This is a genomic window from Bradyrhizobium jicamae (assembly GCF_018130215.1).
GTDB classification, from domain to species: domain Bacteria; phylum Pseudomonadota; class Alphaproteobacteria; order Rhizobiales; family Xanthobacteraceae; genus Bradyrhizobium; species Bradyrhizobium jicamae_A.
The window spans coordinates 103,533-126,406 of sequence record NZ_JAFCKQ010000019.1 but is presented as its reverse complement, the minus strand read 5'-3'; the positions used below and the strand labels follow the sequence as shown (position 1 = coordinate 126,406).

18 protein-coding genes are annotated in these 22,874 nt (G+C 65.3%); 9 read left to right on the top strand and 9 right to left on the bottom strand.

The annotated features are described in order from the left end of the window. Positions 1–24: 24 nt before the first annotated feature. Genes JQ586_RS21310 through JQ586_RS21295 form a run of 4 tightly spaced genes read left to right on the top strand, consistent with a single transcriptional unit; the run spans position 25 to position 3,884 of the window. Positions 25–972, top strand: coding sequence for an ABC transporter permease (locus tag JQ586_RS21310; RefSeq protein WP_212396567.1), 948 nt, complete (start codon positions 25–27; stop codon positions 970–972). 4 nt (positions 973–976) lie between these two features. Continuing rightward, on the top strand, positions 977–1,870 hold the full coding sequence (locus tag JQ586_RS21305) for an ABC transporter permease (RefSeq protein ID WP_212396566.1): 894 nt from the start codon (positions 977–979) through the stop codon (positions 1,868–1,870). Continuing rightward, complete coding sequence (locus JQ586_RS21300; protein WP_212396565.1) at positions 1,870–2,895, top strand: ABC transporter ATP-binding protein; 1,026 nt, start codon at positions 1,870–1,872, stop codon at positions 2,893–2,895. Before JQ586_RS21305 ends, JQ586_RS21300 begins: the two co-directional genes overlap by 1 nt. Next, entirely contained in the window at positions 2,892–3,884 is a 993-nt protein-coding gene (locus JQ586_RS21295; protein WP_212396564.1) for an ABC transporter ATP-binding protein, read from the top strand. Before JQ586_RS21300 ends, JQ586_RS21295 begins: the two co-directional genes overlap by 4 nt. Before the next feature lie 6 nt (positions 3,885–3,890). Here JQ586_RS21295 and JQ586_RS21290 read toward each other — a convergent pair whose 3' ends face one another. The 4 genes from JQ586_RS21290 to JQ586_RS21275 all read right to left on the bottom strand — a co-directional run bounded on the left by JQ586_RS21290 (position 3,891) and on the right by JQ586_RS21275 (position 10,015). Beyond that, entirely contained in the window at positions 3,891–5,870 is a 1,980-nt protein-coding gene (locus tag JQ586_RS21290) for an acetyl-CoA carboxylase biotin carboxylase subunit (protein WP_212396563.1), read from the bottom strand. Next, complete coding sequence (locus tag JQ586_RS21285) at positions 5,867–7,483, bottom strand: acyl-CoA carboxylase subunit beta (RefSeq protein WP_212396562.1); 1,617 nt, start codon at positions 7,481–7,483, stop codon at positions 5,867–5,869. Before JQ586_RS21285 ends, JQ586_RS21290 begins: the two co-directional genes overlap by 4 nt. Then, complete coding sequence (locus JQ586_RS21280; RefSeq protein WP_212396561.1) at positions 7,483–9,081, bottom strand: AMP-binding protein; 1,599 nt, start codon at positions 9,079–9,081, stop codon at positions 7,483–7,485. Before JQ586_RS21280 ends, JQ586_RS21285 begins: the two co-directional genes overlap by 1 nt. Positions 9,082–9,148: 67 nt before the next feature. After that, complete coding sequence (locus JQ586_RS21275; RefSeq protein WP_212396560.1) at positions 9,149–10,015, bottom strand: 3-keto-5-aminohexanoate cleavage protein; 867 nt, start codon at positions 10,013–10,015, stop codon at positions 9,149–9,151. 214 nt (positions 10,016–10,229) lie between these two features. Between JQ586_RS21275 and JQ586_RS21270 the strand changes: the two genes are divergently transcribed. Beyond that, on the top strand, positions 10,230–11,453 hold the full coding sequence (locus JQ586_RS21270; protein WP_212396559.1) for an ABC transporter substrate-binding protein: 1,224 nt from the start codon (positions 10,230–10,232) through the stop codon (positions 11,451–11,453). Between the two features lie 120 nt (positions 11,454–11,573). Here the strand turns inward: JQ586_RS21270 and JQ586_RS21265 are convergent, their stop codons facing one another. From JQ586_RS21265 to JQ586_RS21250, 4 genes are all read right to left on the bottom strand, one after another. Continuing rightward, the gene (locus JQ586_RS21265) at positions 11,574–12,416 is read right to left on the bottom strand and encodes a helix-turn-helix domain-containing protein (protein WP_212396558.1); all 843 of its coding nucleotides are present in this window, start codon (positions 12,414–12,416) and stop codon (positions 11,574–11,576) included. A gap of 116 nt (positions 12,417–12,532) precedes the next feature. Further along, entirely contained in the window at positions 12,533–13,189 is a 657-nt protein-coding gene (locus JQ586_RS21260; protein ID WP_212396557.1) for a glutathione S-transferase family protein, read from the bottom strand. Beyond that, the gene (locus JQ586_RS21255; RefSeq protein WP_212396556.1) at positions 13,189–14,358 is read right to left on the bottom strand and encodes an acyl-CoA dehydrogenase family protein; all 1,170 of its coding nucleotides are present in this window, start codon (positions 14,356–14,358) and stop codon (positions 13,189–13,191) included. Before JQ586_RS21255 ends, JQ586_RS21260 begins: the two co-directional genes overlap by 1 nt. 20 nt (positions 14,359–14,378) lie before the next feature. Continuing rightward, positions 14,379–15,515, bottom strand: a complete 1,137-nt coding sequence (locus JQ586_RS21250) for an acyl-CoA dehydrogenase family protein (protein ID WP_212396555.1) — start codon at positions 15,513–15,515, stop codon at positions 14,379–14,381. A gap of 217 nt (positions 15,516–15,732) precedes the next feature. On the opposite strand from JQ586_RS21250, the gene JQ586_RS21245 reads away from it, so the two are divergent. The 3 genes from JQ586_RS21245 to JQ586_RS21235 all read left to right on the top strand — a co-directional run bounded on the left by JQ586_RS21245 (position 15,733) and on the right by JQ586_RS21235 (position 19,504). Next, positions 15,733–17,274, top strand: coding sequence for a long-chain fatty acid--CoA ligase (locus JQ586_RS21245; protein ID WP_212396554.1), 1,542 nt, complete (start codon positions 15,733–15,735; stop codon positions 17,272–17,274). A 130-nt stretch (positions 17,275–17,404) separates the two neighbouring features. Further along, positions 17,405–18,625, top strand: a complete 1,221-nt coding sequence (locus tag JQ586_RS21240) for an ABC transporter substrate-binding protein (RefSeq protein WP_212396553.1) — start codon at positions 17,405–17,407, stop codon at positions 18,623–18,625. Between the two features lie 168 nt (positions 18,626–18,793). After that, positions 18,794–19,504, top strand: a complete 711-nt coding sequence (locus JQ586_RS21235; RefSeq protein WP_212396552.1) for a DUF1614 domain-containing protein — start codon at positions 18,794–18,796, stop codon at positions 19,502–19,504. Between the two features lie 21 nt (positions 19,505–19,525). Here the strand turns inward: JQ586_RS21235 and JQ586_RS21230 are convergent, their stop codons facing one another. After that, complete coding sequence (locus tag JQ586_RS21230) at positions 19,526–20,290, bottom strand: helix-turn-helix transcriptional regulator (RefSeq protein ID WP_212396551.1); 765 nt, start codon at positions 20,288–20,290, stop codon at positions 19,526–19,528. Positions 20,291–20,489: 199 nt separating this feature from the next. Here JQ586_RS21230 and JQ586_RS21225 point away from each other — a divergent pair, with 199 nt between their 5' ends. Further along, a complete protein-coding gene (locus JQ586_RS21225; protein WP_212396550.1) occupies positions 20,490–22,784 on the top strand; it encodes a marine proteobacterial sortase target protein in 2,295 nt (764 codons plus the stop codon). Positions 22,785–22,874: the final 90 nt, after the last annotated feature.

Below are 22,874 nucleotides of genomic sequence, written 5' to 3'. Positions count from 1 at the left end.
GCAGAGCGTCAGGAGGAGAGCCAGGTGTTTGCCTATATCGTCCGGCGCCTGTTCCTGATGCTGGTGACCCTGTTCGGGATCTCGGTCATCATCTTCGTGTTGCTGCGGATCGTGCCCGGCAACATCGTCGATATCCTGTTCGCCGCGGCCGGCTATGTCGATCCCGCCGACAAGGTCAATCTGGAGCGCGATCTCGGCCTCAATCAGCCGATCGTGATGCAATATCTGCACTGGATCGGCGGGCTGCTGCACGGCGACCTCGGCTATTCCTATGTGTCGGAGAAGCCCGCGCTGGAGGAGATCCTGCCGCGGATTCCGATCACGGCGCGCCTTGCGGGGCTGGCACTGCTGTTCTCCGCCTCGATCGGCATTCCACTCGGCGTGATCAGTGCCGTGCATCAGGGGTCGAAGCTTGACTATGCGCTGCGCGTCGTCAGCCTCAGCGGCCTGTCGCTGCCCTCGTTCTGGCTCGGGCTGCTGATCCTGATGGCTTCGGTCTCGCTGTTCGGCACCATGCCGATCTTCAACCCCAATCCCACGACCTGGATCGAGGCATTGGCGATCTATGCGGTGCCGGCGATGGCGGTCGGCTTCCGCAGCGCGGCGCTGACCATGCGCATCACCCGTTCCTCGATGCTGGAGATCCTGCGCCAGGACTACATCCGAACCGCCCGCGCCAAAGGCGCTTCAGAAGCCTCCGTGAACTATCACCACGCGCTGAAGAACGCGGTGCTGCCCGTCATCACCGTTGTCGGCATCGAGGCCGCGTTCCTGATCGGCGGCCTGATCGTCACCGAGACCGTGTTCAATATACCCGGCATCGCCCGCTTCCTGGTCGAGGCGCTACGATGGCGCGACTATCCGATCGTGCAGAACCTGGTGATGTTCATCGCTGTCGTCGTGGTGGTCGTGAATTTCATCGTCGACATGCTCTATGCGGCCATCGATCCGCGCATCCGGTTCGGGGACTAGCGCCATGGCAACGATCAACTTCGAAGCCGAATTGCGACGCGCCGGGGCCAACGCCAGCGGTGGCTGGGCGCGACTTGCCTTCCTCGCGCAGCGCCATGTGCTCGGCACGATCGGCCTGATCATCATGCTGCTGTTCGTGTGGATGGCGATCTCGGCCGACCTGATCTGCCGCTACGATCCACTCAGCGTGGATTCCGCGCATCGCCTCGCGCCACCCTCTGCGCTACACTGGTTCGGCACCGACTCCTTCGGCCGTGACGTCTGGAGCCGCATCATCCATGGCGCGCGGATCTCGCTCGCGGTCGGCATCGGATCGACCACGCTCGGGGCCACGCTCGGCGTGATCGTCGGCCTTGCCTCCGGCTATCTCTCCGGCTGGGTCGACCTCGTGTTCCAGCGCGTGACCGACATCCTGCAATCGCTGCCGCTGCTGGTGCTGGCGCTGGTGATGACTGCGGCACTCGGCCCGTCGCTGCCGAACGTGATCCTCGCCATTGCAATCCCCCTGATCCCGACGGTTGCCCGCGTCATCCGCGCCAACACGCTCGCACTGCGCGAGCAGCCCTTCGTCGAGGCCGCCAAGTCGATCGGCATGAGCGAGATGCGAATCGCGCTGCGCCACGTGCTGCCGAACACCATCGCGCCCCTGATCGTGCTCGCGACCGCGCAGCTCGGCTCGACCATCCTGACCGAGGCGTCGCTGTCGTTCCTCGGCCTCGGCATTCCCGAGCCTTATCCGTCCTGGGGCCGGATGCTGTCGGAATCGGCGGCCGAATATGTCCGCACTGCGCCGTGGCTGGTGATCTTCCCCGGCATCGCCATCAGCCTCGCGGTGTTCGGCACCAATCTGTTCGGCGACGCGCTGCGCGACATCCTCGATCCGAGGCAGCGCGGCTGATGAACGAGGCGCTAACGGCAGAGACGATCCTGGACGTGAAGAACCTGCAAACGGTGTTCTTCACCAATTCGGGCCTGTTCCGCGCCGTCGACGACGTCTCGTTCTCGGTCCGCCGTGGCCAGACCCTGGCGATCGTTGGCGAATCCGGCTGCGGCAAGAGCGTCAGCGCGCTTTCGATCATGCGTCTCGTGCCCGATCCGCCCGGGCGCATCGTCGGCGGCGCGGTGCTGCTCGAAGGCACCGATCTGCTCGCGCTCGACGATGCCGCCATGCGCGACATCAGGGGCAACCGCATCTCCATGATTTTCCAGGAGCCGATGACCTCGCTCAATCCGGTGATGCGGATCGGCGACCAGATCATCGAGGCGGTGCGCCTGCATCAGAAGGTGAGCAGCAGGGAGGCATGGCAGCAGGCGGTCGAGATGCTGCGCCTCGTGCGCATTCCCGAACCGGAGCGGCGCGCCACGGAATATCCTCACCAGCTCTCCGGCGGCATGCGCCAGCGCGCGATGATCGCGATGGCGCTGGCCTGCCGGCCGGCGCTCTTGATCGCGGATGAGCCAACCACCGCACTCGATGTCACGATCCAGGCGCAGATCCTCGCCTTGATCGTCGATTTGCAGAAGCGGCTGGGCACCGGGCTGATCCTGATCACCCATGACCTCGGTGTGGTCGCGCAGACCGCGCAGCGCGTCATCGTGATGTATGCCGGCAAGAAGGTCGAGGAAGCGACGGTCGAGGACCTGTTCGAGAGCCCACTGCATCCCTACACGCGCGGGCTGATGGCCTCGATCCCCGCGGTGCCGTCGCGCAACGCCGGGACCGGTGCGGAGGCGGATGCCCGGCTGGTCGAGATTCCCGGCATGGTGCCGTCACTGACCAAATTGCCGCCCGGCTGCGCCTTCGCACCGCGCTGCAAGCTCGCGGTCGACCGCTGCCTCGAGGCGTATCCGCCGCTCGAAGAGATCAGGAGCCACCACTGGGCCGCATGCTGGCGCGCCGGCGAGACGGCGGAGGCATCATGACCGCGCCGCGCCCGCTGCTGGAGGTTAGCGATCTGGTCAAGCATTATGCGGTGCGCGGCGGCATCATGCGTCGCCAGGTCGGCACCGTGCATGCGGTGGACGGCGTCAGCTTCGCGCTCGGCACCGGCGAGACGCTCGGCCTGGTCGGCGAATCCGGCTGTGGCAAGTCGACGGTGGCGCGCACCGTGCTGCGGCTGGTCGAACCGACAAGCGGCGCGATAAGGCTCGACGGCGAGGACATCGCACGGCTCGGCAAGACCGCACTGCGGCCCTACCGCCGCTCGATGCAGATCGTGTTCCAGGATCCGTTCGCCTCGCTCAACCCGCGCATGACGGCCGGCGACATCGTCGGCGAGCCCTTGAGCGTGCACGGCCTCGCGACCGGGGCGAAGAAGCAGGAGCGCGTCGCGGAACTGTTCCAGCAGGTCGGCTTGCGCCCCGACCAGATGAAGAACTTCCCGCACCAGTTCTCGGGCGGACAACGTCAGCGCATCTGCATCGCACGCGCGCTGTCGCTCGGGCCGCGGCTGATCGTCTGCGACGAGCCGGTTTCCGCGCTCGACGTCTCGATCCAGGCGCAGGTGATCAATCTGCTGATCGACCTGCAACGCAAGCAGAACTTCTCGTACCTGTTCATCGCCCACGACCTCGCCGTCGTCGCCCATATCAGCCATCGCGTCGCGGTGATGTATCTCGGCCGTATAGTCGAGATCGCTGACAAGCACGCGCTGTTCGCCAACCCGCGCCATCCCTACACCCAGGCGCTGCTCGCCTCGGTGCCGATCGCCAACCCCAGGGCCAGGCGGCTCGCGCCGATGATCGACGGCGACGTGCCGAGCCCGATCAACCCGCCGCCCGGCTGCGCCTTCCACACCCGCTGCCGTTACGCCATCGATCGCTGCAAGACGGAGCGCCCGGCGCTGAAGGATGCGGGCGCGGGGCATCAGGTGGCGTGCTGGCTGAATGACGGGACGGGGCGTGCTGAATAAGAGTCGCTATGCCGCAGCCTCGATCTCGACGACGATCTTCCCGGTCGTCACCTGCTCGCCCTCGGCGACGTCGATCGCCGCCACGGTGCCCGCAACGCCGGCGGTGTGCACATGTTCCATCTTCATCGCCTCGAGCGTCATCACCGGCTGGCCGGCCTTGACCGTGTCGCCAGCCTTGACCAGCACCGCGACGACGCGGCCGTTCATCGCGGCGCGGACCTTGCCGTCGCCGCCCGCGGCGGTTGCCGATTCCGGCCCCGCCAGGGTGAGATCACGGGCTGACAACGCGGCGCCACGATGCAGGACATGAAGCCGATCGCCATCCCGCAGGAACCTTGCCGATTCCATCAGCCCGTTGCGCCGGAAACGGATTGTATCCTCGCCGAACTCGTCGATCTCGAAGCCATACCGATCGCCGTCGCGCGCGGCGACATAGCTGCCGTCGCGCTCGCGGAGGATCTCGATTTCCTGCACGCCATGTCCGAGATCGATGCGCAAGCCCAGCGGGAATGTCGCGGCGAGCGACCGGCCGCGCTGCCATCGGGGCGCGTGCGGATTGGTGACGTAGAGCAGCAGCGCCGCCAGCGCGACATCCGCAGCCCGATCCGCACGCGGCGCCAGCAGCACGTCACGGTTCGCTCCGACGAACGCCGTCGTCGCCTCGCCCTTGGCGAAGACCGGATGGCGCAGGCAGTCGATCAGGAAACCCTGGTTTGTGGTGACGCCGAAGGCGGCGACCTGCTCGAGCCCGCAGATCAGCTTGCCCCGCGCTTCGTCGCGGGTCGCGCCGTGGCTGATCACCTTGGCGATCATCGAATCGTAGAACGGCGGAATCTCGGAGCCCGATTGCAACGCGTGCTCGACGCGGATGTTCTCCGGCATCTGCCACAGGGCCATGGTGCCCGACTGCGGCATGAAGTCATGCCCGGCGTCCTCCGAGCACAGCCGGACCTCGATGGCGTGGCCGGAGAACGTGATGTCCTCCTGCCTCACGCCCAACGGCTCGCCACTGGCCACGCGAAGCTGCAGTTCGACCAGATCGAGCCCGGTGATCGCCTCCGTGACGGGATGCTCGACCTGCAGCCGCGTGTTCATCTCCATGAAGTAGAAGTGGCCCTCGCGGTCGAGCAGGAATTCCAGCGTGCCGGCGCCTTCATAGCCGATCGCCTTGACCGCCTGCACGGCGACCGCGCCCATCCGCGCGCGCAGCTCCGGCGTCACCGCGGGCGACGGCGCCTCCTCGATCAGCTTCTGGTGCCTCCGCTGCACCGAACAGTCGCGCTCGCCGAGATGAATGGCGTTGCCATGGCGGTCGCCGAAGATTTGGATCTCGATGTGGCGGGGATCGACGATCGCGCGCTCGAGGATCACGGTCGGATCGCCGAACGCACCTTGCGCCTCCGAGCGCGCGCTGCGCAGCGCATCCGGAAACGTCGCGGCATCCGCGACCAGCCGCATGCCGCGCCCGCCGCCGCCGGCGACAGCCTTGATCATCACGGGAAAGCCGATCGCCCTGGCTTCGCCGAGCATGACGGCGTCGCCCTGGTCGGCACCCTGATAGCCGGGCACGCAGGGCACACCGGCCTCTCGCATGATGTCCTTCGCGCCGGCCTTGTTGCCCATCACCCGGATCGCCTCCGGCGACGGGCCGATGAAGACGAGCCCGGCATCGCGACATGCTCTCGCAAGATCCTCGTTCTCGGCGAGAAAGCCGTAGCCGGGGTGCACCGCGCCGGCGCCGCTCGCCCCGGCCGCGGCAATGATCGCGTCGATCCTGAGATAGGATTGCGCCGGCAGCGCCTCGCCGATCCGCACGGCCTGGTCCGCCTCGCGCACATGCAGGGCATCGCGATCGGCATCGGAATAGACCGCGACCACGCCATAGCCGAGCCGCCGCGCGGTACGCATGACGCGCAGCGCGATCTCGCCGCGATTGGCGACCAGTATCTTGAAGAACGGCGTCCGCTTCACTGCTGCCCCACTCATGGCCGCGCCACCGAGAACTGCATGCGTTGCGGGGTGCGTGCCTCGGCCTCGCGGCAGATCGCGAGCACTTCCGCGAGCACGGTGCGGGTGTCGCGCGGATCGATCACGCCGTCGTCGAGCACGCGGGCGCTGGTCGAGAACACGTCCATCTGGCCGTCGAACACGCCGACGATCTGCGCCTTCATCGCGTCGAGCTTCTGCTTCTCGATCGGCTTGCCGCGCCTGACAGCGGCGGCCTCGGTCACGATCGCCATGGTCTCGGCCGCCTGCTCGCCGCCCATCACGGCGGTCTTGGCGTTCGGCCAGGAAAAGCAGAAGCGCGGATGGAAACCGCGGCCGCACATGCCGTAATTGCCGGCGCCGAAGGAGGCGCCGCAATAGAGCGTGATCTGCGGTACCGTTGCCGAGGTCACGGCCTGGATCATCTTGGAGCCGTGCTTGATCATGCCGGCCTCCTCATAGGCCTTGCCCACCATGTAGCCGGTGGTGTTGTTCATGTAGAGGATCGGGGTGCGCGACTGGCAGCAGGCCTGGATGAAATGCGTCGCCTTGTTGGCGCCGGGAACGTCGAGCGGGCCGTTGTTGGTGATGATGCCGATCGCCTGCCCCTCGATGCGGGCATGGCCGCAGACGGTGGCGGGGCCGTAATTGGCGCCGAACTCGGTGAAGTCGGAATCGTCGATGAAGCGCGCGATCGCCTGGCGCATGTCGACGGGACGCTTGTGGTCCATCGGCATGATGCCGAGCAATTCCTCGACATCATAGCGCGGCGGCTTGTACGCCGCGGGCTCCGGCTTGGGACGGTCCCAGGGCAGCTTGGCCATGATGTCGCGCGCGATGCGCAACGCATCGCGATCGTCCTCGGCGAGGTAATCGCCAAGGCCCGAGATCGAGGTGTGCATCTCGGCGCCGCCAAGTTCCTCTTCGGTCGCGATCTCACCGGTCGCGGCCTTCAGGAGCGGCGGTCCGGCCAGGAACGCCCGGGTGCGGCCGCGCACCATCACGATGTAGTCGGAGAGGCCGGTCTGGTAGGCGCCGCCGGCCGTCGACGAACCATGCGTGACGGTGACGACGGGAAGCCCGGCCGCCGACAGCCGTGCCAGATTGCGAAAGATGTTGCCGCCGCGAACAAAATCCTCGACGCGATAGCGCAGCAGATTGGCGCCGGCGCTTTCGACGAGCTGCACATAGGGCAGCTCGTTCTCCAGCGCGAGCTCCTGCACCCGCAGCGTCTTGTCGAGGCCGTAAGGTTGCAGCGCGCCGGCGTCGATGCCGGCGTCATTGGCGCTGACCATGCAGCGTATGCCGGAGACGAAGCCGATGCCGGCGATCAGGCCGCCGCCGGGCACGCTCCTGTCCACGTCGGCAACGTCGAACATGTAGCCGGCGAGCGTCGACAGTTCGAGGAAGGGCGAGCCGGGATCGAGCACCAGCGCGACGCGCTCGCGCGGCAGCAGCTGGCCTCGCTTGTGGAAGCGATCCTTTGCGGCAGCCGATGCCGCGCGCGTTCGTTCCTCCAGCGCCCGCATCCGGGCGATCAGGGCCAGCATGCCGTCGCGGTTGGCCTGGAAGGCCGCGCCGCCGGTGGAGATGGTGTTCTCGATGATGGCCACTAGGCACGCTCCGAAAAATGCCCGCTGTATTTCTGCCGCAGCTCGACCTTGCGCAGCTTGCCGGTGGCGGTCATCGGCATCTCGTCGAGGATACGCACCAGCTTCGGCACCTGGAAGCCGCCGAGATGCTTTCGGCAATGCGCCTCGATCCCGGCTTCATCGGCGACCGCACCCGGCTTCAGCTTGACGAAGGCCGAGACCGCCTCGCCCCATTGCGGATGCGGCAGGCCGACCACGGCGGCGTTCTGCACGGCGGGATGCGCCAGCAGCATCTCCTCGATCTTGACCGAGGCGACATTCTCGCCGCCGGACTTGATCATGTCCTTCTTGCGGTCGAGGAACAGCACCTCGCCGTTATCGTCGATCAGCGCCAGGTCGCCGGTGTGATGCCAGCCGAACCTGCGCGCCTCTTCGGTCGATGCGGGATCCTTGTAATAGCCCATCATCACATTGGGCCCGCGATGCACCAGCTCGCCGATCCCGTCGCGCGGCAGCAGGTTGCCGGCGTCGTCCATGATCGCGGTCTCGTTGACGATCAGCGACTCGCCCCAATAGTTACCGAAGCGGTTGAGTTGCACCTCCGGCCGCGACATCGTGGTTGCCGGATACATCTCGGTCTGACCGCTGGAGAGCACGAAGTTCGGGCAGAGATCGGCGATGGCGCGCTCCAGCAGCGGCTTGCCCATCGGCGCCATGGTGTAGATGCAACAGCGCAGGCCGGAGAGGTCGAAATCCCGCCGGCGAGGGTGATCGAGGATCGCCTGGTACATCAGCGACAAGCCGACGAACACCGTGAGGCGGTCGCGCACGATCGCCTCCATGCAGGCGACCGGATCGAAGCCGCGCATCAGCGCCATGCGGCCACCGACCGAGAGATAGCTGAGCAGCAGCACGTGACCGGCGCAGTGGAACAGCGGAAACTGTCCGGTGATACCGTCGTCGCGCGACAGTTGCATCTCGATGCAATTGCTCATCACGGCCATCACCACGGCGAGATGGCAATGCATCGCGCCCTTCGGCCGCGAGGTCGTGCCCGACGTGTAGATGATCATCGCGAGATCGCGGTCGTTGATCTCGATTTCGGGCTCGATTTCCGACTGGCCCCGCAGCAGGTCGTTGAAGCCGGAGAGACCGGTCTTCCCGGCATTGCCGGTCAGATCAATTGCGATCATCTCGATGCCGCGTGCTTCGAGTGCCGCGCGCCGGTCTCCCTGGGCATGCAGGTTGTCATCGATGACGGCAAAGCGCACCTCGGCATGGCCGATAATGTAGTCCATGTCGGCAGGGCCGAGCATGGTGTTGATCGGCACCCAGACGAGGCCGGCGCGGTGAATGCCGAACAGCGCTTTGACGAACTCGACCGAGTTGTTGCAGATCGTCGAGACCTTGTCGCCGGGCCTGAGCCCGCGCCGCACCAGATAGTTCGCGAAACGGTTGGCATCGCGCTCGAGCTCGGTGAAGGTGACACGGCGATCACCGTCGGTCAGCGCGATCCTGTCGGGAAAGCGGCGCGCCGCGCGCTTCAGCAGGTCGCCGATCGCGACCCGCCCGATGCGCCCGGGACCGACGACGCCACCGGTTGCTGCGAGATTGTCCATATCCATTCTTCCTTCGTGCGGTGAGATGGATTGCTTCGCTGAGTTCGCGATGACGCCCGACCAACCGTCAATGCCTCACCCCGAAAATCCGCCGCGCTTCTGCCGGACTCGCGATCTCGCGTCCGGCATTCCGCGCGCAGGCCGCGAGCGCCTCGACGAGTTGTCCGTTCGACGTCACCTTGGTGCCATCGCCGAGATAGAACGTGTCTTCCAGCCCGCTGCGCAGATGGCCGCCGAGATCGGCGGCGCGTTGATGCAGGGGCCAGATCTCGGCGCGGCCGATCGCGGTGACCTGCCAATGCGCCTCCGGCGCCTTCAGCTTCAGCAGGATCGGCAGCAAATCAGGATCCGCCGGCATGCCCGAGGCGACGCCCATGACGAAATTATACTCGAGCGGTCCGGAATACATGCCGGTCTGCCGATACATGCCGACGCAGCGAACGATGCCGACATCGAAGCACTCGAATTCCGGAATCGTGCCTGCCGCCTTCATGACGTCGAGATAGTCCTGCACCTTCTCGACGGCGTTATCGAACATCATCGGCGGCCAGGCCCAGGTGTTGTCGGCCTTGACCTTGAGATAGTTCAGCGAGCCGGCATTGCAGGCGGCGATTTCGGGCTTCGTCTCGCGCACGCAGTTCAGCGCACCCTGGTAGTTCGGCCCTGATGTGCCGGTGGTGTGATTGATGATGACGCCGGGACAGGCTTCGCGGATCGCCTGCTGGATCTCCTTGCTGACGCCGACCTCCCATGATGGCAGGTGGCCCTTGTTCGGCTCCTGCTGGCGCAGATGGATATGCATGATGCTGGCGCCGGCATTGAAAGCTGCCCTGGCCTCGCGCGCCATCTCTTCCGGCGTCACCGGAACGTTGTGCTGCTTCGGATCGGTGAGCACGCCGTTCAGCGCGCAGGTGATGACGGCCTTGTCGCTCATGATGGTCGCTTGTCCTCGTTGCAGTGCACGCTGCCTGATTTTTCCATGATGAGAGATTTGCTTCCGCGCCATCTTGCGTTGACTGGCTAAGTCGGCGTCTCGCGCCGCGAGGCACCGCCAGCCGGTTAACGCAAGACCGGGAATGACACGACGCGTTATCTTCCGACCAAGCAAAAGCCTGGCGAAACAAGCCGGCGATCGCGGGGAGGACGTCATGGTCTCGATCAACCGGCGTACGCTGCTCTCTGGCACCGCAAGTACAGCCCTCGCCGCACTGGCTGGTATCCGTCCCGGCTTCGCCGAGGATACGCCGGGCGTCACCGCGACCGAGATCAGGATCGGCAGCACGACGTCGCTGAGCGGCCCCGTATCGGCGCTTGGCGTGCAGGCGCGCTGCCAGGAGGCCTATTTCAGGATGCTGAACGAGCAGGGCGGCATCGCCGGCCGGCAGATCAAGTACATCTACTATGACGATGCCTTCAATCCTGCGAAGACGGTCGAACAGGTGCGTCGCCTGATCGAGAGCGACAACGTTGCCTTCCTGTTCAACATGCTCGGCACCGCGCCGAACTCGGCCGTGGTGAAATACATCAATGCCGCGAAGGTCCCGCATCTGTTCCTGTCGGTGAACGGCGACAAATGGGGTGATTACAAGACCTATCCCTGGACCATGGGCTTCGCGCCGAGCGCGCGCACCGAGGCGCAGGTGTTCGTCAAATATGCCCTGAGCAAGAATCCGAACGCAAAGATCGCGGTGCTCTACCAGAACGACGATCTCGGCAAGGACTTCGTCACCGGGACCAGGGACGTGCTGGGCGAACGATTCGCCAGCTCCGCGGTGGCCATCTCGCACGAAGTGACGGACCCCACGATCGATTCCCAGATCGTAACCTTGCGCGGCGGCAATCCCGACGTGCTGATTTCGGGCACGACGGCAAAATTCGCCGCGCAGGCGATCCGCAAGATCCATGAGCTCGGCTGGAAGCCGATGCATTTCATCGCCAGCGGCGCGGCCTCGCTGACGTCGACCATCATACCTGTCGGCCTCGACAAGGCGCAGGGCACGATCTCGTCAGCCTATGTGAAGGATGCCGCCGATCCGGCCTGGGCCAATGATCCCGGTGTGAAGGATTTCATGGCGTTCATGGCGAAGTATTTTCCCGAGGGCAACCCGAAGGAAGGCTACAACATGTACGCCTACATGGTGGCTGGGGTGCTCAAGATCGTGCTCGACCAGTGCAAGGGCAATTTCACCCGCGACAACATCATGGCGCAGGCGAACAACTTGAAAGACGTCGAAGTCCCGACGCTGCTGCCGGGCATCCGCGTCAACACCAGCCCGACCAACCACCACCCGTTGCAGCAGCTGCAGTTGCAGCGGGTCGAGGGCGCGGGCTGGCTGCGCTTCGGTGAGGTGATCCAGGGCGCGAACCTGTAGTCATCGTCATTGCGAGCGGAGCGAAGCAATCCACTCTGCAACGGGGGACACACGGATTGCTTCGTCGCCTCGGCGCAAAATCGCCTGGCAATCTTGTCGCGAACTCCCCGCAATGACGATCTACGTCAAGGCCGGCTCGCTCACCACCTGTCCGGTCCGGTAGATCGCAAGATCGCGCGAGCCTGAGAAGATCGCACGCGGCTTGAGCCCATAGAAGCGGCGGATCGAGTGGCTGAAATGGGTTGAGTCGGGATAGCCGATGTCCTGCGCGAGATGCGCAAGGTTGATGTCCTGGTTGGCGAAATGCAGCAGATGCCGCGCACGCTTCCAGGCGCGGAAGGAGCGGAACGAGATGCCGGTCTCTTCCTTGAAGAGATGCAGGAAGCGCGACGGGGACAGCGAGGCCTCGGCGGCGCAGCCTGCCGCGGTCACCGGCTCTCCGGAGAATTGACCGATGCGGAGAATCGCGCGCACCACGCGCGGATCGAGCACCCGTTGCGGCAGCGCGTCGCCGAAGCACATGGTGTCGAACTCGGCATTCGAGATCGCGTCGCGATGCTGCATCTCGGCCAGCCGCGCATAGGCGGTACGGATGCGATTGGCGAACAGCGCGCTGTCGGGCCCTTGCAGGCGACGCGCGACCGCCTCCAGCGTGCCGTCGGGCACGCTTTCCGGCTCGATCGCGACGCAGATCGCCGAGCGATACTCGCTGGTGATGGTGTGGCGCAGGTTCGGCATCGTCACCGCGATTTCGCCATGCGCCTGGCAGCCGTCGCTGGTGGAGAGATGCAGCCCGTCGCGAATCGCGACATAGACATGGAACGCGCCCGGGCAGCGTTCGCGCGGGCGGCCGAGCAGGCCGGCGTAGAACACACGTTCCGGCGTGATCAGCATCCGGTGGCCGGACTGGTGACCAGTGTCGTGAGCGGATTCCTGGCGCTTGTCGTCCACGATCGTGTCCATGGCGGGTTCCTCCTCGCGTGGCTCTTTGGCCGCTGCGACGGGGCTACCATAGCGCAAATTCGCGGGCTGTCACCGACCGGCTCAGTCAATTCGGAGGCTGACCGACGTTGGCGAACCTACGGCCGTGCCCTCGGCGCAACGTTCTGTTCCACGCCGGCTTTTTGCTCCGCCGCCACCGCACGCCTGAAGCCGTCGCGCTGCTGCAGCCGGGCCCAATAGGCCGCGACATTGGGCCCGAAATCCTTCGACAGCCCGATGGTGCTGGCGAGCCGCAGTGCGTAGCCATTGGCAATGTCGGCGGCAGTGAAGCGTTCCGCGCAGAGGAATTCCGACCGGGCGGCGGCGGCTTCGACGGCGCGCAGCCGGCCGAGGAACCATTTGGCATAGTCGCCCGAGACCTGCGGGTTGCGCCGCTCCTCCGGCTCGAGCTGGCTGTACCGAAGCACCAGGGTCTGCGGGAAGGTCAGCGTGGCGTCGGAGAAATACATCCAGTTCAGGAACGCGCCATAGGCCGGCTCGTCCACGCCGACGACCAGCGGCGTCGGGCCGTATTTGGTGCCGAGATAATGGCAGATGCCGGACGATTCCGTCATCCTGGTCTCGCCGTCGATCATGAAGGGGATGGTGCCGAGCGGGTTGATGCCAAGATATTCCTTGGCGAACACGCGTGGCGGGAACGGCAGCATCTTCAACTCGTAGGAAAGCCCGAGCTCCTCCAGCATCCACAGCGGACGGAACGAGCGCGCAGCGTCGCAGTGATACAGCGTGATCATCAGGCGTTTCCCTTATTCTTCAGGCCCGGCAGCGTGCCCATCATCTTGCACAGTACCATGAGCATCACCTCGTCGGCACCGCCGCCGATCGAGGTCAGCCTGCTGTCGCGGTAGGCGCGGCTGACCGGCGTCTCGTTGGTGAAGCCCATGCCGCCCCAATATTGCAGGCAGGCGTCGGTGAGTTCGCGGCCGAGCCGGCCGGCTTTCAGCTTGGCCATGGTCGCGAGCCGCGTCACGTCTTCGCCTGCCACCAGCGCCTCGCCGGCACGATAGATCAGCGAACGCAGCAGCTCGACCTCGGTCTGCATCTCCGCGAGCTTGAAGTGCACCACCTGGTTGTCGAGGATCGAGCCGCCGAACGCCTTGCGGTTGCGGGTGTACTCGATCGTCTCGTTGATGATGTATTCATGCGCCTTCAGGCAGGCCGCCGCGCCCCACAGCCGCTCCTCCTGGAACTGGATCATCTGGTAGGTAAAGCCCTGTCCTTCCTCGCCGATCCGGTTGCGCTTGGGCACCCTCACATTGTCGAAGAAGATCTGCGCGGTGTCGGAGGAGCGCATGCCGAGCTTGTCGAGCTTGCGCGCGACCTGCACGCCCCTGGTCTGCATCGGCACGCAGATCAGCGACTTGTTGCGATGGACCTGGCCGTCGCTGGTGTTGGCAAGCAGGCAGATCCAGTCGGCCTGGGTGCCGTTGGTGATCCACATCTTGCCGCCATTGATGACGTAGTCGTCGCCATCGGAGCGCGCGCTGGTCCTGATCGAGGCGACATCGGAGCCGGCGCCCGGCTCGGAGACACCGATGCAGGCAACCTGGTCGCCCGAAATCGCCGGCACCAGGAATTCGCGCCGCACCTCGTCCGAGCCGAACCGCGCCAGCGCCGGAGTCGCCATGTCGGTCTGTACCCCGATCGCCATCGGCACGCCGCCGCAGGTGATGGCCCCGAGTTCCTCGGCCATCATCAGCGCGTAGGAGTAATCAAGCCCCTGGCCGCCGTACTCGACCGGCTTGTTGAGGCCGAGGAAGCCGAGATTGCCGAGCTTCCTGAACAGCTCATGCGCCGGGAAGATATCGGCCTTCTCCCATTCGTCGACGTGAGGATTGATCTCGGTCGCGATGAATTTCTGCAAGATCCGGCGCGGTTCGTCGTGGTCGGCGGTGAAGAGCATGTTGCTGGTCTATCCCTTTGTCACAGTCCCATCTGCCTCGACGCCAGATCCTTCATGATCTCCTCGGTGCCGCCGCCGATGGCGTTGACCTTGACCTCGCGGTAGATGCGCTCGACCTTGACGCCGCGCATGAAACCGGCGCCGCCGAAGATCTGCACCGCTTCGGAGGCGCAATGGGCCATGGTCTGGGTCGCCTGGTTCTTCATCATGCAGATCTCGGCGACCGGGCTCTCGCCCTGGCCGAGCCGCCACGCCAGCATCTCCAGCATGGCCTGCGAGGCCGCGACCTTCTGCGCCATGTCGACGATCTTGTGCCGGATCACCTGGTGCTGGGCGATCGGCTTGCCGAAGGTCTTGCGCTCCTTGGCATAGGCGATCGCCTCGTCGAGGCAGACCCGTGCGTAGGCCGTGCAGCTTGCCGCCATGCCCATGCGCTCGCTGTTGAAGTTCTGCATGATGATCTTGAAGCCCTGGCCTTCCTCTCCGATCAGGTTCTCGACCGGCACGCGGCATTCATCGAAATGCAAGGTCGCGGTATCAGATGCCCACCAGCCCATCTTTTTCAGCTTGGTGCGCGAGAGCCCTGGCGTATCACCCTCGATCAGGAGCAGGCTGACACCGGAGGGTCCCTCGCCGCCGGTGCGTACCGCGACCGTCAGATAGTCGGCGCGCATGCCCGAGGTGATGAAGGTCTTCTCGCCGCTGACGATGTAGTGGTCGCCCTCGCGCCGCGCCTTGGTGCGCAGATTCGCGACGTCGGAGCCGCCGCTCGGCTCGGTGATTGCGAGCGCGGAAATCTTCTTGCCTGCGAGCACCTCCGGCAGCACCCGTGTCTTCACTTCGGGACGCGCGGCGCGCGCGATCGGCGGCGAGCCAATGGTGTGGCTCATCAGGCTCGAGCTCACCCCGCCCGCGCCGGCGCGGGCCAGTTCCTGCGAGGCGACGATCTTCATGAACTGGTCGGCGGCGATCCCGCCATATTCCTCGGGGAAGCCGAGGCCGAGCAACCCGATGCCGGACGCCTTGCCATAGAGCTCGCGCGGAAACTCGCCCGCTTCGTCCCATTGATGGGCATAAGGCTCGATTTCCTTCGCCACAAAGCGGCGCATCACCTCGCGAAAGGCCTCATGCTCGCCAGTGTAGAACGGGTTCGCCATCCGCTTCGCTCCGTTGATTCCCGATTTCGACGATGTCCGGTTTCTACTCCCCTCACTTGCGTCGAGTGGCTGCCCACGAGGGCTGCCGGCCGATTGGGCCATGCACCAGCCACTAAACGCAAGACAGTATCCGGATACGCCACATCCACTGCCGCTTCATGGCAACAATGGAGCCGGGATCAGGTGGCGCAAGACCTCCGGTCCGGAGGAGGATAATTTGCCGGTTCGTTACTACGACTGGATCGCCCATCATCGCCGGCGCACGCCGGACAAGACCGCGCTCGTCGATCTCGCGAGCGGGCGCCGTTTCACCTACGTACAACTCGACGCGCGCGTGGCGCGCCTGGCCGGGCATCTGCGCGATCGGCTGCACGTGAAGCGGGGCGACCGTGTCGCGGTGCTGGCACTGAACACGACGGATACGATGGAGGTGCAGTTCGCCTGTTTCCGGATCGGCGCGATCTTCGTGCCGCTCAACACCCGCCTCACCGTGCCGGAGCTGCACTACATCGTCGGCGATGCCGCACCCGGGGTGATGATCCACGACGACGATCTGGCCGAGACCGCGCTCGCGGTGGCGAAGCTCTGTAACGTCGCATCCGCGATGCGGTTCGGCGCCGATGGCTCCTATGAGGCCGCCATCGCATCCGCGGGGCCGCTGGAGCGCGTCGAAGAGGTCACGCTCGATGACTTCTCGACCATCATGTACACCTCGGGCACGACCGGCCAGCCCAAGGGCGCGATCATCACGCACGGCATGACGTTCTGGAATTGCGTCAACCTCGGTGGTCCCGCCTACATCTCGCCGTCCTCGGTGCTGCTCACGGTGCTGCCGCTGTTCCATACCGGCGGGCTGAATTGCTACACCAACCCGGTGATGCATGCCGGCGGCACCGCGCTGATCATGCGCACGTTCGATCCCGCCGAGGCGCTCAGGCTGATCAGCGATCCCGCCCAGCGCATCAACGTGTTCTTCGGCGTGCCATCGATCTACCAGTTCATGGCGCAGCATCCGGCATTCCCGAACGCGGATTTCAGCCGCCTCATCAACGGCGGCGTCGGAGGGGCACCGATGCCGGTGCCGCTCTTGAAGACCTGGGAGGCGCGCGGCGTCGCGTTGCAGCAGGGCTATGGCATGACCGAAACCTCGCCCGCCGTGCTGACGCTCGACCGCGAGGATGCGGCGCGCAAGGCCGGCTCCTCCGGCAAGCCGCTGCTGCATACGGAAGTGCGGATCGTGCGCCCCGACGGCACCGATGCCGATGTCGGTGAACTCGGCGAGCTCTGGGTCAAGGGGCCGAACATCACGCCCGGCTACTGGAACAGGCCGGACGCCAACGCCGCCTCCTTTACCGACGGCTGGCTGCACACCGGCGACGCCACGCGGATGGACGAGGAAGGCTTCTACTACATCGTCGACCGCTGGAAGGACATGTACATTTCCGGCGGCGAGAACGTCTATCCGGCCGAGGTCGAAAGTGTGCTGCATCAATTGGAGGCAGTTGCCGAAGCCGCCGTCATCGGTATTGCGAACGAGCAATGGGGCGAGGTCGGCATGGCCGTCATCGCCGTCAAGCCCGACCATTCGATAACCCCGGCCGAGATCCACGCCCATTGCCAGGCCAATCTGGCACGGTTCAAATGTCCGCGGCTGATCGAATTCGTCGACGCGCTGCCGCGCAATGCGACGGGCAAGATCCACAAGCCGACGCTGCGGCAGCGGTTCAGCGAGCCGAAGCCGACCGATACGGCGGCATGATCCCGGAAACGTGTGTGGCGTTTTCGGGAGCGTGCTCCGACAAGGAACGACCCCGTCACTGCCTGCCGGGACCGGTGACGGGTATGCTGCGTGAAGTCCCCAACCAAAATCAATCGAGGAAAAAGCCTTTATGAAAACCACCAAACTGTCGCTGCTGGCCGCCGCCGCGGCGCTCTGCCTGCTCTCCAGCCAGGCCGCATTTGCACAAAAGAAATACGATACCGGAGCTTCCGACACCGAGATCAAGATCGGCAATGTCGAGGCCTATAGCGGCCCGGCTTCGGCCTACGGCGTCATCGGCAAGACCGAGGAAGCCTATTTCAAGATGATCAATGATCAGGGCGGCATCAACGGCCGCAAGATCAACTGGATCTCCTATGACGACGGCTATTCGCCGCCGAAGACGGTGGAGCAGATCCGCAAGCTGATCGAGAGCGACGAGGTGTTCCTGGTGTTCAATGCGCTGGGCACCCCGACCCAGACCGCGGTCCAGAAATATCAAAACGCCAAGAAGGTGCCGCAGCTCTTCCTCGCCACCGGCGCCAGCAAGTGGAACGACCCGAAGGACTTCCCCTGGACCATGGGCTTCCAGCCCAGCTATCGCGTCGAGGCGCGCATCTTCGGAAAATACATCCTCAAGGCCAAGCCGGACGCCAAGGTCGCGATCTTCTATGCCAACGACGATTTCGGCAAGGACTACCTGGTCGGCCTCAAGGAGATCCTCGACAAGTCGAGCGCCAAGATCGTCGCCGAGGAAAGCTACGAGACCACCGAGCCGTCGATCGATTCCCACATCGTCAAGCTGAAGGACACCGGCGCCGACGTGTTCGTCAACATCGCGACGCCGAAATTCGCCGCGCAGGCGATCAAGAAGATCGCCGAGCTCGGCTGGAAGCCGATGCAGGTGATGACCGACGTCTCGATCTCGATCGGCGCAGTCATGAAGCCTGCGGGCCTCGAGGCCTCTGAAGGCGTGCTGTCGGCGGGCTATCTCAAGGATGCCTCCGATCCGCAATGGAAGAACGACGAAGGCATGAAGAAGTTCATGGCCTTCATCGACAAGTACATGCCGGGCGCCAACATCTCCGATGCGAACCTGGTCTATGGCTACGCCGCGGCGCAGACCATGGTGCAGGTGCTGAAGCAGTGCGGCGACAACCTGACGCGTGAGAACGTGATGAAGCAGGCTGCCAGCCTGAAGGACTTCGCGCCCGACACGCTGCTCCCCGGCATCAAGATCAACACCAGCGCCACCGACTTCGCCCCGATCGAGCAACTCCAGATGTGGCGGTTCAAGAACGGGCAGTGGGAGCTGTTCGGCGACATCCTCAGCGCCGAGACGGGGGGCTAGGACCAACTCGGCGAGGCGAGGAATCGACAGTGTCGCGAAGCCGTCCTCCGGGACGGCTTCGTTGCTTCGGGCCACCTGAACGGCCGCGGCGCGGCTGGCGTCCTTGTGGTCTCGCCACGCGTTCCCACCTAACAGGGCAGGACAGGCCAAATCCACACCGGCAGCCCGATGGATTCGAACGTTCACTACCTGCCGCTGACGCCGGGACTGTTTTCGGTCCTCGTGTTCGTGGCCGTGGCGCTGGTCGTGCTGATCCAGCTTCGCATCCTGCGCTACGCCTATATGCGCCTCGGCATCGGTCCCGGAGTCGCCCTGCTGCTGTTGTTCGGCTCGCTGATCGGCAGCTATTTCAACATACCGATCACCGTGCTGCACGGTCCACCGGCGCGATCCGGGCAGATCGTCGACTTCTTCGGCATGCGCTATGTCGTGCCGTTCGTGGTATCGCCCGGCACGATCCTGGCCGTGAATGTCGGCGGTGCGGTGATCCCGACGATCATGTCGACCTACCTCGTGCTTCGCTATCAGCTCTGGCTCAAGGCCGCGATCGCGACAGTCGTCATCGCGGCAATCGTGCACGCCAGCGCCACCCCGGTGCGGGGAATGGGCATCGCCGTCCCCGTGTTCGTTCCGGTCCTCGCCACCGCAATCCTCGCCTTGCTGCTGTCGCGGGAATACGGGGCGCCGCTCGCCTATATCGGCGGCTCGATGGGAACGCTGCTCGGGGCCGACCTGCTTAACCTCGACAAGATCGGCCGCCTCGGCGCGCCGATCGCATCGATCGGCGGTGCCGGCACATTCGACGGCATTTTCCTGACCGGCATCCTGGCCGTGCTGATTGCAGGCATCGTTGCGCCGCCGCGCCCGAGGCAGGCCTGATCTCGCATTCGGAACAGCGCGTCAGTCCTGCAACAGGATCGCAAAGGGTTCGTCCACCGTGCGGCGCAGATGCTCGCGGTAGAGCTTGTGGTTCGGATCATCCGATAATACCCGGCCGAGGCTTGGATTTGGGACGTTCTTGATCGGCAGCAGCGCGATCGGTGCTGCGATCGGGGTCAGGACCGAGCCGCGTCCGGCCAACAGCGTCGTGATGATGCCGTACATCTCGCCGGAGTTTCGCGGGCGCGACACCGTGATGACGCGATGCTGGCCGTGCCGGTTGGTGACGAGATAGACGAAGCCGGACTCGTTGGGCACGGCCACCTCGCCAAACTGCGTGTAGTCCGAATCCTGCCGCTCGCCCTCGCGAAAGGCGAGCAGCGAGGCGGCGTCGTCCCAGGCGATCTCGGTGCGATAGGCATAGATCGCGCCCTTCTCGCCGAATGACGGCCGGACCGTGATGTAGGTGCCTTCGATCCGCGCCACCGAGCGGCGGGAATAGGACCCGAGACTGTCGGGCGCAACCTCGACATTGGCAGACGCGACCATCGGTATGACGTCCGGCAACTTGCGCAGGGAGACGCCGAGCGCCTGCTCGAGCCGCACGGTGGTCGCGAGTGTGAACGGGCGGCGGCCGCCGAGCACTTTTTCGAGCGTCGACAGGCTGAGCTTGGCCTGCTCCGCCAGGGTCTGCCGCGAGATGCGGCGGCGCGCAATCTCCTCGCGGATGGTCTCCGCCACCTGCCGGCTCTGCTCGGCGGAAAGCTGCTTGTCCGGCGTCGGCATCCTGATCCTTTGCGCGATTCCCCTGCAATTCGAGCAGTCTAGCAGACCGGACAATTCATCACAAAACCGCACTAACCCGTACTCACCGCGGGCGGACGGCGCCGGGCGGCGGCCAATCATTGCCGATCAATCCGCTCGCGCCAAACCGCGCGTTCTCCAAGATTTCCCATAGCGAACAACTCGCTCGGGAGCGACGAAAATGACGACGATTGACGATGCAAGTGAAACCAGCCAGCAGACGCGGCTGTCGCGCAGGATGCGTATCCTGCTGTTCTTCCTCGTGGAAGGCATAGCCGCGCTCGCGATCGGCTTTGCAGCCCTGTTCCTGAGCTTCGATCCGGTATGGTCCGCGGAACAGCCGCACGCGGTGTTGCGGCCAGGCACGGCCCGCTCCGGCTCGCTGCTGCTCAAGACCGACGACGGCTATACGGATGCGCTGCGGCTCGGAATCGATGTCGACCTTACCGTGTCGGGCCCGACCATCCGGGCCCGGGTCACGCAGATCTTCCGTAACCCGACCAGGGACTGGATGGAGGCCACTTACGTCTACCCGCTGCCGGCAGGCGGTGCGGTCGACACGCTGAAGATGGTGGTCGGCGACCGCGTCGTGGTCGGCGACATCAAGGAGCGGCAGCAGGCGCGCGCCATCTACGAGCAGGCCCGCTCGAACGGCCAGAAGGCCGCGCTCACCGAGCAGGAGCGGCCGAACATCTTCACTAACTCGGTTGCCAATATCGGTCCCGGCGAAACCGTGCTGGTGCAGATCGAGTATCAGGAGCCGGTGCAGCAGGACGGCAACGAGTTCTCGCTGCGTGTGCCGATGGTGGTCGGCCCGCGCTACAATCCGCTTCCCGTCGTGCAGAGCGTCGACCTCCGCGCCGATGGCAACGGCTGGGGAACGACCGCGACGGATCCGGTTCCGGATCGCGACCGAATCTCGCCGACCGCACTCGACCCCGCGGAGAATGCCCCGATCAATCCGACCAGGATCACGGTGCATTTGCAGGCCGGCTTCCCGCTCGGCGAGGTGAAGAGCCATTTTCACCAGGTCAATATCGAGAGCCCCGACACCACCACGCGCGTCATCACGCTGGCTGGCGGCCCCGTTCCGGCCGATCGCGACTTCGAACTGACCTGGAAGCCCGCTGCCGAGACGGCGCCGTCGGTCGGACTGTTCCGCGAACATGTCGGCAAGTCCGACTATCTGCTCGCGTTCGTGACTCCGCCCTCGATCGAACAGGCCCAGCAGGCGCCGCGGCCGCGCGAGGTGATCTTCGTGATCGACAATTCCGGCTCGATGGGCGGCACCTCGATCATCCAGGCCAAGGCGAGCCTGTTGTACGCGCTCGGCCGCCTGCAGCCGACCGATCGCTTCAACGTGATCCGCTTCGATGACACGATGGACGTGCTATTCCCCGCCCCGGTCGCCGCGACCAGCAGCAACATCACCAATGCGACATCGTTTGTCAGTGCTCTGCAGGCACGTGGTGGCACAGAGATGGTGCCGGCGATGCGCGCCGCGCTGTCGGATACCAATCGCGACGACGCCGATACCATCCGCCAGGTCGTGTTCCTGACCGACGGCGCCATCGGCAACGAGCAGCAATTGTTCGAGACCATCGGCGCGCTGCGCGGCCGTTCCCGGATCTTCATGGTCGGCATCGGTTCGGCGCCGAACACCTACCTGATGACGCGCGCCGCCGAGCTCGGCCGCGGCACCTTCACCCATATCGGCTCGGTCGAGCAGGTCGAGGAGCGCATGCGCGGCCTGTTCGCCAGGCTGGAGAATCCGGCGGTGACCGGACTGTCGGCAAAATTCTCGGACGCCACGGCTGATCTCACGCCGGCGGCACTGCCCGACGTCTATCGTGACGAGCCGCTGGTGCTTGCCGCGAAGCTCGACAGGCTCGCCGGCTCGGTCGAGATCAAGGGCCGCGTCGGGGACCGTCCGTGGAGCGTGACGCTGCCGCTCGCGAACGCCGCCGACGGCAAGGGCCTGTCGAAGCTGTGGGCACGCCGCAAGATCGCGGACGCCGAGGTCGCGCGCACCACGCGGCAGGTGAGCCCGGAAGACGCCGACAAGACCATCCTTGCGCTTGCGCTGGAGCATCAGCTCGTCACGCGGCTGACCAGCCTCGTCGCGGTCGACAACACGCCGAGCCGTCCTGACGGTGAACCGCTGAAGCTCGCTGAACTGCCGATCAACCTGCCCGCGGGCTGGGATTTTGCAAAGGTGTTCGGCGAGCATCCGCGCCAGCCGGCCGCAGCGCCGACCGAGCGCCGCGCCGAATCCGGCGATGCCAGGGTGGGCGATTCCAGGGTGCAGGTCGCGTCGCTGAAGCGGCCGGGGCCGGTGATCGCTCCCACTCCCGCGCCGGTCCAGCTGCCGAAGACTGCGACCGATGCCGAGCTGAAGATGATCGCGGGCGTGATCCTGCTCACGGTCAGCCTGCTCTTCCTGGTGTTCAACCGACGTCAGATGTCACCCCGATGACGTCGGATGAAAGGAGGAGGTGTCCCCCGACCTCCTCTTTCAAGAGCGCGCGCGGCCTCTCACCCGTCCCCCAGGGCCGCGCGCGCCGCT